Below are 13,721 nucleotides of genomic sequence, written 5' to 3' on the forward strand. Positions count from 1 at the left end.
CGTGCCTTCAGGCCGAATGGCCCGCCGGGTCGGTGGCCTCGGTCGGCTGGGCGGCGGGCTCGGTGCCATCGCCTTCGTTCACATCGATGGCCAGGGCCAGCGGCGCAGACAGCTCCTCGTCCTCACCGTCCTCGCCCGCGCCCTCCATCGCTGCGTCATCCACCGGCAGGTCCAGCCGCTCGATCACGGTCCCGTGCACGTCCAGCGTGATGTCGTCGATCTCGCCCAGCCTCACGCGCACATGCGCACCGCGCGGCAGGCCATCCGCGCCCAGCACCGGCAGCACCAGGGGCAGCGAGTCCGCGCGCACCAGGTTGTCTTTCACCAGCGTGGCGGTGAGCTCGGTGGTGCCGCTTTGCTGCAGGTGCTTGAGTGTCCAGTAGCGTTCCATGCCGTTCTGGAAACCGTTGTAGGCGGTGTAGGCGGCATCGAACGCGCTGATGATGGAAAACAGGTTCGCGTCTTTGGGCTTGAAGGGCGCGGCCAGCGCAGCCGTTTTGCCGTGGCGCGCGCAGGCAATGATCTGCCACTGGTTGACCATGTCCACATAACGGCGCAGGGGCGAGGTGCTCCAGGCGTAGCTCTTCACGCCAATGCCGGCGTGCGGCTGCGCCTTGGTGCCCATGCGCACCTTCACGCCCGGCGCCATGCTGGCCTGGCTGCGGTAGATGCCGGGCACGCCGCAGTCGTTGAGCCAGTTGCCCCAGGTGCTGTTGGCCAGGATCATGGCCTCGGCCACCATCAAATCGAGCGGGGCGCCACGCTGGCGCGTGCCGATCACCACCGTCTCGTCGCCCACCGGTTCATCGCCGGCTTTGCCTTCGAGGCGGAAGGTGTAGTCGGGGCGTGTGAAGTTCTCCGGCTTGCCGCGCACCACCTCGCGCTGCGCTTTGAGGTGCCGCGCCAGCGTGAAGATGAAGGCCAGCGTGGGTTGCAGCGCAGCGATCTCGGGCACGGCGTTGTCGGCCGGGGCTTCGCCCGACAGCCAGGCTTCGGTGATCACGGTGTCGAGCTGGTCGTGGCGCAGGTTCTGCACGATCGGCACGCGCTCGAGCACGGTGCGCGTGTCGGTGATGGCCAGCGTGGCTTCGTCAAATGTGACGTATAGCGACACCGCAGGGCAGTCGCGCCCGGCCATGAGCGTGTAGGCCTGCACCACCTCGTCGGGCAGCATGGTGATCTTGTGACCCGGCATGTAGACGGTGGACAGGCGGTGGCGTGCCACCTGGTCGATGGCGCTCTCGGGCGCGATGGCCAGGCCCGGCGCGGCGATGTGGATGCCCAGCACCACCGAGCCGCTGCCCAGGCCCTGCAGCGAGAGCGCGTCGTCGATCTCGGTGGTGTGCGAATCGTCGATGGAGAAGGCCTGCACGGTGGCGAGTGGCAGTTCGTCGGTGATCACCGGGGCCTGCAGCGCCGGGAAACCGGTGCCCTTGGGGAACTGGTCGAACAGGAAACGCTGCCAGTGGAACTGGTAGGCGCTGCTGATGGCGCCCGCGTTTTGCAGCAGGGTCAGCGGTGCGGTGTGGCTGCTGCGCGCGGCCTCGACCACGGCCTTGTACTCGGGCGCGTTCTTGTCGGGCTTGAACAGGATCTTGTAGAGCTGCTGGCGCACCGGCTCGGGGCAGGTGCCGCTGGCCAGGTCGGCGGCCCAGGCTTCGATCTGCGCCTGCTGCTGTTTCTTCTTCTCGATGCCGGCCAGCGCCTGGGCCAGGATGTCGGCCGGCGCCTTTTTGTAGCGGCCCTTGCCGGCGCGGCGAAAGTAGTGCGGCGCACCCTGCAGGCACAAGAGTGCGGCCACCTGCTCGGCGGTGCTGGCGCTGCTGCTGAAGTACTCGCGCGCCAGGTCGGCAAAACCGAACTCGTCTTCGGGTGCGAACTCGTAGGCCAGGGCGAGGTCCATCTCGTTGGACAGCTGGGTGGCCGAAGCCATCAAGGCGGCGGGCGCGGGTTTTTCGAACCGCAGCAGCGCGTTGACCGCCTTGACCTTGACGCGCTTGCCGGATTCGAGCTCGACTTGCAGGGAACTTTCAGCCTCGGACAGGAGGCGGCCGGTCAACAACTTGCCGGCTTCATCAAACAGGATGTGCATGGGCGGGATTGTCCCATGGGGGCGCTACAGGTTCAGGAAACCAAACATCGCATCGGTATGGTCATCAAAGTCGCTGATCGCGTGGTCGCTGCCTTCGAGCAGGCGCACCCTGCCACCGGCGCAGAAGGCCTGCATTTCCCGCCAGTCCAGCACCTCGTCGCCTTTGGAAACGATGGCGAACAGGTCTTCATCCGTGGCGGGTCTTTGCGCGGCCAAGCGTTCGATGTCGGCCTGCTGCACCTTGAGTTCGTCCACAAAACCGGGCTGGAAAAAGAAACGTTCCTGGGGATCGTGCCACGCCGCCTGCTCGCCGATGTAAGCCGAAAGATCGCGTGCCGGGAACGGGGCCGGGTTGAGCAGCACCGCGGGGCAACCGGTCTGCAGCGCGACCCAGCGCGCGTAAAAACCGCCCAGCGACGAGCCCACCACCGCCATGCTCGCGCGCGGCCAGCTCGCCGTGCCCTGCATCACCAGGGTCATGGCCTCGGCCGGCGAGGGCGGCAACTGCGGGCACCACCAGACAACGCCGGGGTGATCGGCCTGCACCCGCGCGGCCACCTTCTGCGCTTTCAGGGATTGCGGCGACGAACGAAAGCCGTGGAGATAGAGCAGGTGGGTGGTGGGGGCGCGCATCGGCGAAGGATAATCGTGCTCCATGTCCGCCGTGTTCGACAAACCCTCCCTGCTGCAGCGCATTGCCCCGGTCTTTCAGGGCTTTGACCTGCCGCTGCTGCTGGCCATCATGATCATGGCGGGTGCCGGCTTGTTGACCATGTACTCGGTCGGGTTTGACCACGGCACGCGGTTCCAGTCCCATGGCCGCAACATGATGATTGCCGCGGGCGTGTTGTTCATCGTGGCGCAGATTCCGCCCCACCGGCTCATGAGCCTGGCGCTGCCCGCCTATGCGGTGGGCGTGGTGCTGCTGCTGGGCGTTGAGTTCTTCGGCATCGAACGCAAGGGCTCGCAGCGCTGGTTGAACGTGGGCATGGTGATCCAGCCCAGCGAGCTGATGAAGATCGCCATGCCGCTGATGCTGGCCTGGTGGTTCCACCGCCGCGAAGGCCAGCTCAAGCCGCTGGACTTCGTGGCCGCCGGCCTGCTGCTGGTGTTGCCGGTGGCACTCGTGCTCATGCAGCCCGACCTGGGCACTTCGCTGCTGGTGCTCTCGTCCGGCCTGTTTGTGATCTTTTTCGCTGGCCTGAGCTGGAAGCTGATCCTGCCGCCGGTGCTCCTGGGCGCGGTGGGCATCGTGCTGCTCATCATCTTCGAGCCGCAGCTGTGTGCGCCCGATGTGGACTGGCAGGTGCTGCGCGAATACCAGCGCCAGCGCGTGTGCACGCTGCTTGACCCGTCCAAGGACCCGCTGGGCAAGGGTTTCCACATCATCCAGGGCATGATCGCCATCGGCTCCGGCGGGGTGTGGGGCAAGGGTTTCATGCAGGGTACCCAAACCCACCTGGAATTCATCCCCGAGCGCACCACCGACTTCATCTACGCGGCGTTCTCCGAAGAATTCGGCCTGGTCGGCACGCTGTGCTTGATGGCCGGTTTCATCTTCCTCATCGTGCGCGGCCTGGTCATCGCCATGGAAGCGCCGACGCTGTTCTCGCGCCTGCTGGCCGGCGCGCTCACGCTCAACATCTTTGTGTATGCCTTCGTCAACATGGGCATGGTCAGCGGCATCCTGCCGGTGGTGGGCGTGCCGCTGCCGTTCGTGAGCTACGGCGGCACCGCCATGGTCACCATGGGCGTGGGGCTGGGCATGCTGATGTCGATCGCCAAGTCCCGGCGTTTCATGCAGTCATGACGGTCGCCTTCATCGGCGCGGGCAACATGGGCGGCGCGTTGGTGGAGCGGCTGTGCGAAGCCGGCTGGCCCGTGACCGTGTGCGACACCGACCCGCTGCGCCAGCAGCAGGCCCTGGCCGCCGGTGCCAGCCTGGCCGACTCACCGCTGTCGGCGGTGGCCCAACTCGGGCCCCAGGACGCACTGGTGATCGTGGTGGTGGACGCCGACCAATGCCGCGAGGTGCTGTGGGGCGAGCAGGGCGCAGCCAATGGCCTGCGGCCCGGGCAGGCCGTGGTGCTGTGCCCCACCATCGCGCCCGACGACACGGTGGCCATGGCCGAACGGCTGGCCACCCGAGGCATCGATTGCATCGACGCGCCCATGTCGGGCGGCCCGCAGCGCGCGCGCGACGGCCGCATGAGCCTGATGGTCGCCGCGCCAGCGGCGGTGCTGGATCGCCACGCCGATCTGCTGGCGGCCCTGTCGCTCAACGTGATGCGCATCGGCGAGCGTGTGGGCGACGGCGCGCGCACCAAACTCGTCAACAACCTGCTGGCCGGCATCAATTTGGTGGGTGCGGCCGAGGTGCTGGCCCTGGCCGAGCGTTTGGGGCTGGACCTCACGACCACGCTGGACGTGATCGAACGCTCCAGCGGCCAGAGCTGGATCGGCTCGGACCGCATGCGCCGCGCGATCGACGGTGACCTCGCGCCGCGCGCCCATGTGACGCTGCTGGAAAAAGACACGCGGCTGGCGGTGGCGGCCGCGCACAGCGTGGGGTTTGAAGGCCCGCTGGGCGCGCGAGCGGCCCAGGTGTTCAAAGCGGCCCATGAAGCGGGCATGGCCGATCTGGACGACGCCGCGCTGCTCGCGTTCCTGCGCCAGCCCACCCCAAGACCCTGAAGCGCGCGCGTGGGGCGGGTCGTTCTTACAATGACCCCCATGATTTCACGCGAACCCACCCTGGCCCGTCTGGCCACCGCCCAAAGCCTGCTCCTCGAACCGTTTGGTCTCACGCCCGCGCATTTGCAGCGCGCGCTCGGCGAGATCATGTCGCACGGTGTGGACGACGCCGACCTGTATTTCCAGACCACGCGCAGCGAAGGCTGGAGCCTGGAAGAGGGCATCGTCAAGACCGGCAGCTTCAGCATCGACCAAGGCGTGGGCGTGCGCGCGGTCAGCGGCGAGAAGACCGCGTTTGCGTATTCCGACGACCTCTCCTGGGACTCGCTGCTGGACGCCGCGCACACCGTGCGCAGCATCTCCGGCCAGGGCCAGTCGAAGAAAGTCAAGACACCGGCGGCCAAGGTCGCCAAGTCGCGCTCGCTCTACGGCGGCGTGGACCCGATCGGCACGCTCGACAGCACCGCCAAGGTGGCGCTGCTGGAGAAGGTGGAAAAAATGGCCAAGGCCAAGGACCCGCGCGTGGTGCAGGTGATGGCCGGTCTGGCCGCCGAGCACGACGTGGTGCTGGTGGCGCGCGCCGACGGCACGCTGGCCGCCGATGTGCGGCCGCTGATCCGCCTCTCGGTCACGGTGATCGCCGAGCAGGCGGGCCGCCGCGAGGTGGGCTCATCCGGCGGCGGTGGCCGCTTTGGCCTGGCCTACTTTGACGACGCGATGGTGCAGACCTACGTGGACGAAGCCGTGTCGTCCGCGCTGACCAACCTCGACGCCCGGCCCGCGCCGGCCGGCGAGATGGTGGTGGTGCTGGGCTCGGGCTGGCCGGGCATCCTGCTGCACGAAGCGGTGGGCCACGGTCTGGAAGGCGACTTCAACCGCAAGGGCAGCAGCGCGTTTGCCGGGCGCATCGGCCAGCGCGTGGCCGCCAAGGGCGTGACCGTGCTGGATGACGGCACCATCGCTGACCGCCGTGGTTCGCTCAACGTGGACGACGAAGGCCACACCTCGCAGAAGAACGTGTTGATCGAAGACGGCATCTTGCGCGGCTACATCCAGGATTCGATGAACGCGCGCCTGATGGGCGTGAAGCCCACCGGCAATGGCCGCCGCGAAAGTTACGCCCACGTGCCCATGCCGCGCATGACCAACACCTACATGCTGGGTGGCGACAAGGCGCCGGAAGAAATCGTGGCCAGCATCAAGAAGGGCCTCTACGCCACCAACTTCGGTGGTGGCCAGGTCGATATCACCTCGGGCAAGTTCGTGTTTTCCGCGAGCCAGGCCTACTGGGTGGAAAACGGCCAGATCCAGTACCCGGTGAAGGGCGCCACGTTGGTGGGCAATGGCCCCGATTCCCTCACCCGCGTGAGCATGATCGGCAACGACATGAAGCTCGACAGCGGCGTGGGCACCTGCGGCAAAGAGGGCCAGAGCGTGCCGGTGGGCGTGGGTCAGCCCACGCTGCGCATTGACGGGTTGACCGTCGGCGGCACCGCTTAATCCGCCGCCGCAGTGCCAGAAGCCGGGATCTTTCCCGGCTTTTTCACGACTGCGTAGCGCAACAGCGTTTGATCGCGTGCCACTGCGTGGTCCACCACTGGCCTTGGGTAGGTCTTGCCCAGCTCCACGCCACCACCCAGCAGTTCCATCTCACGCGCGAGCCACGGCGCGTGGATCGCAGCATCGGGCAGGCCCGCCAGCTCGGGCAGGTAACGCCGGATGAACTTGGCCTGCGGGTCGAACTTCTCGCTCTGGCTCACCGGGTTGAAGATGCGGAAGTAGGGCTGCGCATCACACCCGCTGGAGCTGGCCCACTGCCAGCCACCGTTGTTGGCGGCGAGGTCGAAGTCGATCAGCTTCTCGGCAAAGTAGCGCTCGCCCCACTGCCAGTGGATGCCGAGGTCCTTCACCAGAAAACTCGCCACCACCATGCGCAGGCGGTTGTGCATGTAGCCGGTCTGGTTGATCTGGTGCATGGCCGCGTCCACCAGCGGGTAGCCGGTGCGGCCCTCGCACCAGGCGGCGAACAGCTCCTTGGCGTGTTTGCCGTGCTCGAACTTGATGGCGTCGTACTCGGGCTTGAAAGCCTTGTCCACCACGTGCGGAAAGTTGGCCATCACCTGGTGGTAGAAGTCGCGCCAGATCAGCTCCGAGAGCCAGGTGCTCGCACCCACCAGGCCCTGCAGGTGCATCTGGTAGGCCACCGACGCCAGGTGGCGGATCGAGATGGTGCCGAAGCGCAGGTGCACGCTGAGGTAACTCGGGCCTTTGACGGCGGGGAAGTTGCGCGTCTCGTCGTAGCGGTCGATGCGCTCCACGAAGTCTTCAAACAGGCGGTGTGCGCCGCTGGCGCCCGTGGGCAGCGGCAGTTGCGACAGGTTGGTGGGCTCGAAGCCGATGTCGGCCAGACTCGGCACCGGTTTGGCCCAGGCCGTGGGCACGGTGCTGAGCGTGCGCGCGTACTGCGCCACCGGGTAGGCCTTGAGGTGGAAGGGCGTGAGTGCCCTGAGCCAGGCGTTTTTGTAGGGCGTGAACACACCGAACGCGTTGCCCATCTGCGTGAGCACCTCGCGCCGCTCGAAGATCACGTGGTCCTTGTGGCTGTGCAGCAGGATGCCGGCGTGCGCCAGGTCGCCAAACACCTGCGCGTCGCGCGCTTTGGCTGCGGGCTCGTCGTCGTGGTTGGTGAACACCGCCTGCACCGCGAGTTGTTGGGCCAGCGCCGACACTGCCTTGGTCGCCGGGCCGTGCATCACGATCAGGCCCACACCGTCCGCGCCGTTGTCGCGTCCCAGCGCTCGCAAGGCAGCGTCGAGCTCTACCAGCGATTCGCGGATGAACTCCACGCGCCGGTCAGAGCGGGGCAGGGCGTCGAGGATGTCGGTGTCGAAGACGAACACGCACCAGACCTGCCGGCAGACCTTGAGCGCGTGGTACAGCGCGGCGTTGTCTTGTGTGCGCAGGTCGCGGCGGAACCACATCAGGCCTTTGTCGTAGGTGTTCATGGGTTCGGGCGGGTGGTGCTGGGGGGATGGCTGCGCGCAGCCATGCTGGGGAGGGTAAGCGGCTTAAAATCCGCCGATGCCTGCTGATTTTGCCCCCATCAACCTGACCAATCATTTCCTGATTGCGATGCCCGGCCTCAGCGATGAGCTATTTGGCCGCAGCGTGGTGTTCATGTGCGAACACAGCGAACGCGGGGCGCTCGGCCTGGTGATCAACAAGCCCAGCGACATCCTGTTGCCCCGGCTGTTCGAGAAGGTCGACCTGCCCATGGGCCGCGATGATCTGCTGGAACACCCCGTGTTCCAGGGCGGCCCGGTGCAGACCGAGCGCGGTTTCGTGTTGCACGAAGCGGTGTCGGGCGAGGGCGAATCGGTCTACGCCTCCACGCTCTCCATCCCCGGCGGGCTGGAGATGACCACCTCCAAAGACGTGCTGGAGGCCATGGCCTCGGGCGCCGGCCCGCGCCGGGTGTTCGTGTCGCTCGGTTATGCCTCGTGGGGCCAGGGGCAGCTGGAATCGGAAATCACCGAGAACAGCTGGCTCACGGTGGAGGCCGATCCTTCGCTCATCTTTGATGCGCCGGTGGCCGAGCGGTATGAGCGCGCGATGGCCTTGCTCGGTCTGCAACCCTGGATGCTTTCACCGGATGCAGGCCACGCATGAGTGCACCTGCCGCTGCGCCCACGACCCTTGAAGTCCCGGTGCACTGCCAGATGTTTCTGGCGTTCGACTACGGCACCAAACGCACCGGCGTGGCCACCGGCAACCGCATCACCCGCAGCGCCACACCGCAAACCACCATCAACGCCGAGGGCGATGCGCGCTTCGCGTTGATCGCGCAGCGCCTGAAGGAATGGCAACCCGACGCCCTGGTGGTGGGGGTGCCCTACCACCCCGACGGCGCGGCGCACGAGAACACCGCACGTGCCTTGAAGTTCGCCCGCCAGCTGCGCGGGCGCCACGGCCTGCCGGTGTTTGAAGTGGACGAGCGTTACAGCACCACCGAAGCCCACAGCCTGGGCGCGAAAGACGCCGACGCGGCGTCGGCCTGCATCATCATGGAACAATTTTTGAGGAGCCTGCCTTGACCGAGTCTTTGCCTCTGAATGCAGAGGCGCTCTACGCCGAGCTCTTGTTCGCCGTTAAGGCGCTGCTCGCCCAATCGCCCGGCCCTGTGGTCCTCGTCGGCATCACCTCCGGCGGCGCCTGGCTGGCCGAGCGCCTGCAGCGCGAGCTGGGTTTGCCCGGCGCAGCCGGTGTCATCTCGTCCAGCATGCACCGCGACGACTTCGCGCAGCGCGGCCTGGCATCGAGTGCTCAGACCGTGCTGCCCTTCGACGTGAACGGCGCACACGTGCTCCTGATCGACGACGTGCTCTACACCGGCCGCACGCTGCGCGCCGTGATCAACGAACTCTTCGACTACGGCCGTCCGGCCAGCGTGCGCTTGGCGGTGCTGGTGGATCGGGGCGGGCGCGAACTGCCGATTGAAGCCAACGTGTGTGCCGCGCGCGTTGACGTGCCCGCAGGCCAGTCTCTTGAGCTCGCCAGAGACGGCGGCGGTCGCCTGAGCTTCGTGCTGGAAACCAAGGAAGCCTGACCGTGCAACGCAATCCCCAGCTCAACAAGAACGGTGAACTGATTCACCTGCTCTCCACCGAGGGCCTCTCGCGCGACATCCTCACGCAGATCCTGGACACCGCGGCCAACTTCACGAGCGTGAGCAACCGCGAGGTGAAGAAGGTGCCGCTGCTGCGCGGAAAAAGCGTGTTCAACCTGTTCTTCGAGAACAGCACCCGCACCCGCACCACCTTCGAGATCGCGGCCACGCGCCTGAGCGCCGACGTGATCAACCTGGACATCGCGCGCAGCTCCACCGCCAAGGGCGAGTCGCTGCTCGACACCATCGCCAACCTCAGCGCGATGGCGGCCGACATCTTCGTCGTGCGCCACAGCGAGTCGGGCGCGCCCTACCTGATCTCGCAGCACGTCGCGCCGCATGTGCATGTGGTCAATGCCGGCGACGGGCGCCATGCGCACCCCACGCAGGGCCTGCTCGACATGTACACCATCCGCCACTACAAGCAGGACTTCACCAAGCTCTCGGTGGCCATCGTGGGCGACGTGCTGCACTCGCGCGTGGCGCGCTCCGACATCCACGCGCTCACCACGCTGGGCTGCCCCGACGTGCGCGTGGTCGGCCCGCGCACGCTGGTGCCGAGCGACCTCTCGCACATGGGCGTGCGCGTGTGCCACACGCTGGAAGAAGGCATCAAGGACTGCGACGTGGTGATCACGCTGCGCTTGCAGAACGAACGCATGAGTGGCGCGCTGCTGCCGTCGAGCCAGGAGTATTTCAAGAGCTTCGGCCTCACGCCCGAACGCTTGCGCTGGGCCAAACCGGACGCGATCGTGATGCACCCGGGCCCGATCAACCGGGGCGTGGAGATCGACTCGGCCGTGGTGGACGGGCCGCAAAGCGTGATCCTGCCGCAGGTCACTTACGGCATCGCGGTGCGCATGGCCGTGATGTCCATCGTTGCCAGCAATGAGGCCTGAAGCATGAATGTGGCCCCCACGCTCCGCCGCTTCGCGGGTCGCTGCCCCCCGAGGGGGCGCGTTTCGCCTTGGGGCGGCCCGGCGGCGAAACCTATGAGGACCTAACGTGAAGATATTGATCCAGAACGGCCGCGTCATGGACCCGGCCACCGGCCGCGACGAGATCGCCGACGTGGCGGTAGCCGCGGGCCGCATCATCGCCATCGGCAACGTGGCGCCCGACTTCCACGCCGCGCGCACCATCGACGCCACCGGTTGCGTGGTCGCCCCTGGCTTGGTGGACCTCGCCGTTCGCCTGCGCGAACCTGGCCAGGAACACGCCGGCATGCTGGAGAGCGAAATGGCCGCGGCCGTGGCCGGTGGCGTGACCTCGCTGGTCTGCCCGCCGGACACCGACCCGGTGCTCGACGAACCCGGCCTGGTGGACATGCTCAAGTTCCGCGCCGAAAAGCTGCACCTCGCGCGCGTGTTTCCGCTGGGCGCTCTCACGCGCGGCCTGCAGGGCGAGGTGCTGACCGAAATGGCCGAACTCACCGAGTCCGGCTGCATCGGCTTCGGCCAGGCCGAGGTGCCCATCGTCAACGTGCAGGTGCTGCAGCGCGCGCTGCAGTACGCCGCCACGTTCGGCTACACCGTGTGGCTGCGCCCGCAAGACTTCTGGCTCGGCAAGGGCGTGGCGGCCAGCGGCCCGCTGGCCACGCGCCTGGGTCTCGCGGGCATTCCCGCAGCGGCCGAAACCATCGCGCTGCACACGCTGTTTGAACTCATGCGCGCCACGCAGGGCAAGACGCCCGGCAGCGCCAACGCGCGCGTGCACCTGTGCCGCATCAGCAGCGCGGCCGGCCTCGCGCTGGTGCGCCAGGCCAAGGCCGAGGGCCTGCCGGTCACGTGTGACGTGAGCGTGCACAACCTGCACCTGACCGACATCGACATCGGTTACTACGACAGCCGTCTGCGCCTGCAACCGCCCGTGCGCCAGCAGCGCGACCGCGACGCGCTGCGCGCCGGCCTGGCCGATGGCACGGTGGACGCGCTGGTGTCCGACCACAACCCGGTGGACAGCGACGCCAAGACGCTGCCGTTCGCCGAGGCCGAACCGGGTGCCACCGCCGTTGAGCTGCTGCTGGGCCTGGCCTGCACCTGGGCACAGCAAGACGGCCTGGGCCTGATGCAGGCGCTGGCCGTGCTCACCAGCGGTCCTCAATCGGTGCTGGGTGCGAGCCTGGGCACGCTGCAGGCGAGTGTGGGCCGCATCGCGGTGGGTGGCGTGGCCGACCTCTGCATCTTCGACCCCAACGCGAACTGGACAGTGCAGGCCGATGCGCTGCGCAGCCAGGGCAAACACACGCCGTTTGGTGGGCACGAGCTGCCCGCGCGCGTGCGCGCCACGCTGGTGGGCGGGCAGGTCGCGCACCAGCTGTCGGACGCGCTCGCGTGAAACAGCTGCGCGCCGCCTGGCGCGCCCTGCGTGCCATCGGCCACGTGGTGCGCGGCCTGTGGATCATCCGCAGCGAATTCGGCCGGCTCACCCCGCCGCAAACCCAGCTGCTGGTGCGCGAGTGGTCGCGCCAGATGTTGACCATCCTGGGTGTTGAACTGGTGGTGCAGGGCGAGGTGCCCGCGCACGGCCCGCTGCTCATGGTGAGCAACCACATCTCGTGGCTCGACATCCTGGTGCTCAACGCCGCCCACCCCAGCCGGTTTGTTTCCAAGGCCGACGTGAAAAGCTGGCCGCTGCTGGGCTCGCTCATCACCGGCGCGGGCACGCTCTACATCGAACGCGAAAGCCGGCGCGACGCCATGCGCGTGGTGCACCACATGGTCGAACGCCTGCGCGCGGGCGACGTGCTCACCGTGTTCCCCGAAGGCACCACCAGCGATGGCCGCACGCTGCTGCCGTTCCACGCCAACCTGCTGCAGGCCGCCATCACGGCCAATGCGCCGGTGCTGCCGCTGGCGCTGGGTTTTGTCGACAGCGTTCGCGGCGGTCGGCACGACGCGCCCATGTTCATCGGCGACACCACGCTGGTGGCTTCGATCTGGACCACGCTGTGCGCCGACGGCGTGCAGGCGAAGGTGCGCTACGGTGAAGCCCAGCCGCCTGGCGGCCGCGACCGCCGGACATGGTCGCAGGACTTGCGCACCGAGGTCGATCGGCTGCGCGGCATGCCCGACTGATCAGCCCTTGGCGCGCTGCATCATCAAGGCGGTGTTCGCCTTGCGCTCGGCGTTCACCTTCTGCACGGTGGCCCGCTCGCCCAGGCGCTTCAGGTACTCACCCACCGGCAGTTCGGCCAAAAAGTCGCGGCCGTAAATGATCTTGGTGGCGCTGCTCACCAGCGGCAGGTGCACCGCGGCGGCGCAGTCGGCCAGGGTGAAGGTGTCGCATGCGATGAAGGGTGAAAACTTCGCCAGTTGCGCAAAAGCCGCCACGTTTTTGGTGAGTTGCTCGCCGGTTTTTTCCTTGGCTGCGTCGCTCACCTTGCCGCCAAAGAAGGCTTCGCCGTACAGGTTGCGCGCCACCAGCTCCAGGTGCAGTTCGAGGTAACGCAGGATCTCGCGCACCTTGGCTTTGCCAAAGGCGTCGGCGGGCATGAGCGGGTGGGCGGGGTAGGCGTCTTCGATGTATTCGAGGATCACGGTGGACTCGGACAACGAACCGGCATCGGTCTTGAGATAGGGCACCTTGCCCAGCGGGCTGGCGACCCGGTCGGTCTGGCCGAGCCAGGCCAGTTCTTCGTCAAACGCCACGCCTTTTTCCAGCAGCGCGAGCTTGACCTTGTTGTAGTAGTTGCTGGCCGCAAAGCCGCAGAGTGTGAGCATGTCTGTCTCCTTGGGGTGGGTGGTGTTGGGTGGCGTGATGTTAGTGGGGACGTGTCGCCGCGATGGGTCTCGCATTTGACCCCGCTGATAAACTCGCACCCCATGTTTGCACCCTCCTGTCACCGTCGTTTTGCCGCCTGGCTGGCCTTGCTGGCCGTGCTGTGGGGTGCGCTGGTGCCCACGCTGGCGCAGGCTGCGGTGTCCGCCTCAAGCCGCCAGGGCTGGGTGGAGGTGTGCAGCGCCAGTGGCGTGCTCTGGATGCGGGTCGACGGCGGGGCAGAGTCGCCCACCGGCCAGCCGAGCGGCATGGCGGACGCCTCCGCCCACTGCCCGTGGTGCCCGATGCAGGGCGCGGCCGGTCTGCCGCCCGAGCCTGCGCTGGTCGCTGCCGTCAGCGCCCAGGGCTCCGTGCCCATCGCAGCGTTCACCTCGGCCCGCCCGGCGGCGGTGTGGTCTTCGGCGCAGTCGCGCGCCCCGCCGGCCGCCTGAGCCTGCTGTGGACTGGCACCGCGCTGCGCGCGGTGCTGCTTTTTTTGTGTCTGACCCG

Annotated in this window: 14 protein-coding genes; 10 read left to right on the forward strand and 4 right to left on the reverse strand. The window is 67.4% G+C overall.

Going from position 1 to position 13,721, the window contains the following annotated elements; genetic code table 11:
* Positions 1 to 7: 7 nt before the first annotated feature.
* Both ACN4F8_RS05435 and ACN4F8_RS05440 read right to left on the reverse strand, forming a co-directional pair.
* Positions 8 to 2,092 (reverse strand): ribonuclease catalytic domain-containing protein, encoded by a 2,085-nt coding sequence (locus ACN4F8_RS05435; RefSeq protein WP_419472612.1) that lies wholly within the window; start codon positions 2,090 to 2,092, stop codon positions 8 to 10.
* A gap of 24 nt (positions 2,093 to 2,116) precedes the next feature.
* Entirely contained in the window at positions 2,117 to 2,725 is a 609-nt protein-coding gene (locus tag ACN4F8_RS05440) for a YqiA/YcfP family alpha/beta fold hydrolase (RefSeq protein WP_419472613.1), read from the reverse strand.
* A 22-nt stretch (positions 2,726 to 2,747) separates the two neighbouring features.
* On the opposite strand from ACN4F8_RS05440, the gene rodA reads away from it, so the two are divergent.
* The 3 genes from rodA to tldD are packed head-to-tail and all read left to right on the forward strand — an operon-like array spanning position 2,748 to position 6,286.
* Positions 2,748 to 3,902 (forward strand): rod shape-determining protein RodA, encoded by a 1,155-nt coding sequence (rodA, locus tag ACN4F8_RS05445; protein ID WP_419472614.1) that lies wholly within the window; start codon positions 2,748 to 2,750, stop codon positions 3,900 to 3,902.
* Complete coding sequence (locus ACN4F8_RS05450; protein WP_419472615.1) at positions 3,899 to 4,786, forward strand: NAD(P)-dependent oxidoreductase; 888 nt, start codon at positions 3,899 to 3,901, stop codon at positions 4,784 to 4,786. The genes rodA and ACN4F8_RS05450 overlap by 4 nt, the downstream gene beginning before the upstream one ends.
* A gap of 39 nt (positions 4,787 to 4,825) precedes the next feature.
* Positions 4,826 to 6,286, forward strand: coding sequence for a metalloprotease TldD (gene tldD, locus ACN4F8_RS05455; protein WP_419472616.1), 1,461 nt, complete (start codon positions 4,826 to 4,828; stop codon positions 6,284 to 6,286).
* Here tldD and ACN4F8_RS05460 read toward each other — a convergent pair.
* Positions 6,283 to 7,791: a cryptochrome/photolyase family protein gene (locus ACN4F8_RS05460; RefSeq protein WP_419472617.1), complete on the reverse strand. Its 1,509-nt coding sequence runs from the start codon at positions 7,789 to 7,791 to the stop codon at positions 6,283 to 6,285. The two genes, tldD and ACN4F8_RS05460, sit on opposite strands and share 4 nt — an antisense overlap.
* A gap of 76 nt (positions 7,792 to 7,867) precedes the next feature.
* Here ACN4F8_RS05460 and ACN4F8_RS05465 point away from each other — a divergent pair, with 76 nt between their 5' ends.
* The 6 genes from ACN4F8_RS05465 to ACN4F8_RS05490 all read left to right on the forward strand — a co-directional run bounded on the left by ACN4F8_RS05465 (position 7,868) and on the right by ACN4F8_RS05490 (position 12,529).
* Complete coding sequence (locus ACN4F8_RS05465; protein WP_322275555.1) at positions 7,868 to 8,455, forward strand: YqgE/AlgH family protein; 588 nt, start codon at positions 7,868 to 7,870, stop codon at positions 8,453 to 8,455.
* Positions 8,452 to 8,880: a Holliday junction resolvase RuvX gene (gene ruvX / locus ACN4F8_RS05470; protein ID WP_419472618.1), complete on the forward strand. Its 429-nt coding sequence runs from the start codon at positions 8,452 to 8,454 to the stop codon at positions 8,878 to 8,880. The genes ACN4F8_RS05465 and ruvX overlap by 4 nt, the downstream gene beginning before the upstream one ends.
* On the forward strand, positions 8,877 to 9,392 hold the full coding sequence (gene pyrR / locus ACN4F8_RS05475) for a bifunctional pyr operon transcriptional regulator/uracil phosphoribosyltransferase PyrR (protein WP_419472619.1): 516 nt from the start codon (positions 8,877 to 8,879) through the stop codon (positions 9,390 to 9,392). Before ruvX ends, pyrR begins: the two co-directional genes overlap by 4 nt.
* Positions 9,389 to 10,351, forward strand: a complete 963-nt coding sequence (locus ACN4F8_RS05480; protein ID WP_419472658.1) for an aspartate carbamoyltransferase catalytic subunit — start codon at positions 9,389 to 9,391, stop codon at positions 10,349 to 10,351. Before pyrR ends, ACN4F8_RS05480 begins: the two co-directional genes overlap by 4 nt.
* 106 nt (positions 10,352 to 10,457) lie before the next feature.
* Entirely contained in the window at positions 10,458 to 11,789 is a 1,332-nt protein-coding gene (locus ACN4F8_RS05485) for a dihydroorotase (protein ID WP_419472620.1), read from the forward strand.
* Complete coding sequence (locus tag ACN4F8_RS05490; RefSeq protein WP_419472621.1) at positions 11,786 to 12,529, forward strand: lysophospholipid acyltransferase family protein; 744 nt, start codon at positions 11,786 to 11,788, stop codon at positions 12,527 to 12,529. Before ACN4F8_RS05485 ends, ACN4F8_RS05490 begins: the two co-directional genes overlap by 4 nt.
* On the opposite strand, the gene ACN4F8_RS05495 is transcribed toward ACN4F8_RS05490, so the two are convergent.
* Positions 12,530 to 13,174, reverse strand: a complete 645-nt coding sequence (locus tag ACN4F8_RS05495; protein WP_419472622.1) for a glutathione S-transferase — start codon at positions 13,172 to 13,174, stop codon at positions 12,530 to 12,532.
* A gap of 102 nt (positions 13,175 to 13,276) precedes the next feature.
* Here ACN4F8_RS05495 and ACN4F8_RS05500 point away from each other — a divergent pair, with 102 nt between their 5' ends.
* Positions 13,277 to 13,663: a DUF2946 family protein gene (locus ACN4F8_RS05500; RefSeq protein ID WP_419472623.1), complete on the forward strand. Its 387-nt coding sequence runs from the start codon at positions 13,277 to 13,279 to the stop codon at positions 13,661 to 13,663.
* Positions 13,664 to 13,721 lie beyond the last annotated feature (58 nt).

Origin of the sequence: Hydrogenophaga sp. (assembly GCF_048549895.1) — a bacterium.
In the GTDB taxonomy this organism is placed as follows: domain Bacteria; phylum Pseudomonadota; class Gammaproteobacteria; order Burkholderiales; family Burkholderiaceae_C; genus Hydrogenophaga.

What these genes read in the sequence shown, in the direction of transcription:
- rodA (WP_419472614.1), top strand. Translation starts at nt 2,748, where the DNA reads ATGTCCGCCGTGTTCGACAAACCCTCCCTGCTGCAGCGCATTGCCCCG.
- ACN4F8_RS05450 (WP_419472615.1), top strand. Translation starts at nt 3,899, where the DNA reads ATGACGGTCGCCTTCATCGGCGCGGGCAACATGGGCGGCGCGTTGGTG.
- ACN4F8_RS05495 (WP_419472622.1), bottom strand. Translation starts at nt 13,174, where the DNA reads ATGCTCACACTCTGCGGCTTTGCGGCCAGCAACTACTACAACAAGGTC.
- ACN4F8_RS05460 (WP_419472617.1), bottom strand. Translation starts at nt 7,791, where the DNA reads ATGAACACCTACGACAAAGGCCTGATGTGGTTCCGCCGCGACCTGCGC.
- ruvX (WP_419472618.1), top strand. Translation starts at nt 8,452, where the DNA reads ATGAGTGCACCTGCCGCTGCGCCCACGACCCTTGAAGTCCCGGTGCAC.
- ACN4F8_RS05440 (WP_419472613.1), bottom strand. Translation starts at nt 2,725, where the DNA reads ATGCGCGCCCCCACCACCCACCTGCTCTATCTCCACGGCTTTCGTTCG.
- ACN4F8_RS05435 (WP_419472612.1), bottom strand. Translation starts at nt 2,092, where the DNA reads ATGCACATCCTGTTTGATGAAGCCGGCAAGTTGTTGACCGGCCGCCTC.
- ACN4F8_RS05465 (WP_322275555.1), top strand. Translation starts at nt 7,868, where the DNA reads ATGCCTGCTGATTTTGCCCCCATCAACCTGACCAATCATTTCCTGATT.
- ACN4F8_RS05500 (WP_419472623.1), top strand. Translation starts at nt 13,277, where the DNA reads ATGTTTGCACCCTCCTGTCACCGTCGTTTTGCCGCCTGGCTGGCCTTG.
- tldD (WP_419472616.1), top strand. Translation starts at nt 4,826, where the DNA reads ATGATTTCACGCGAACCCACCCTGGCCCGTCTGGCCACCGCCCAAAGC.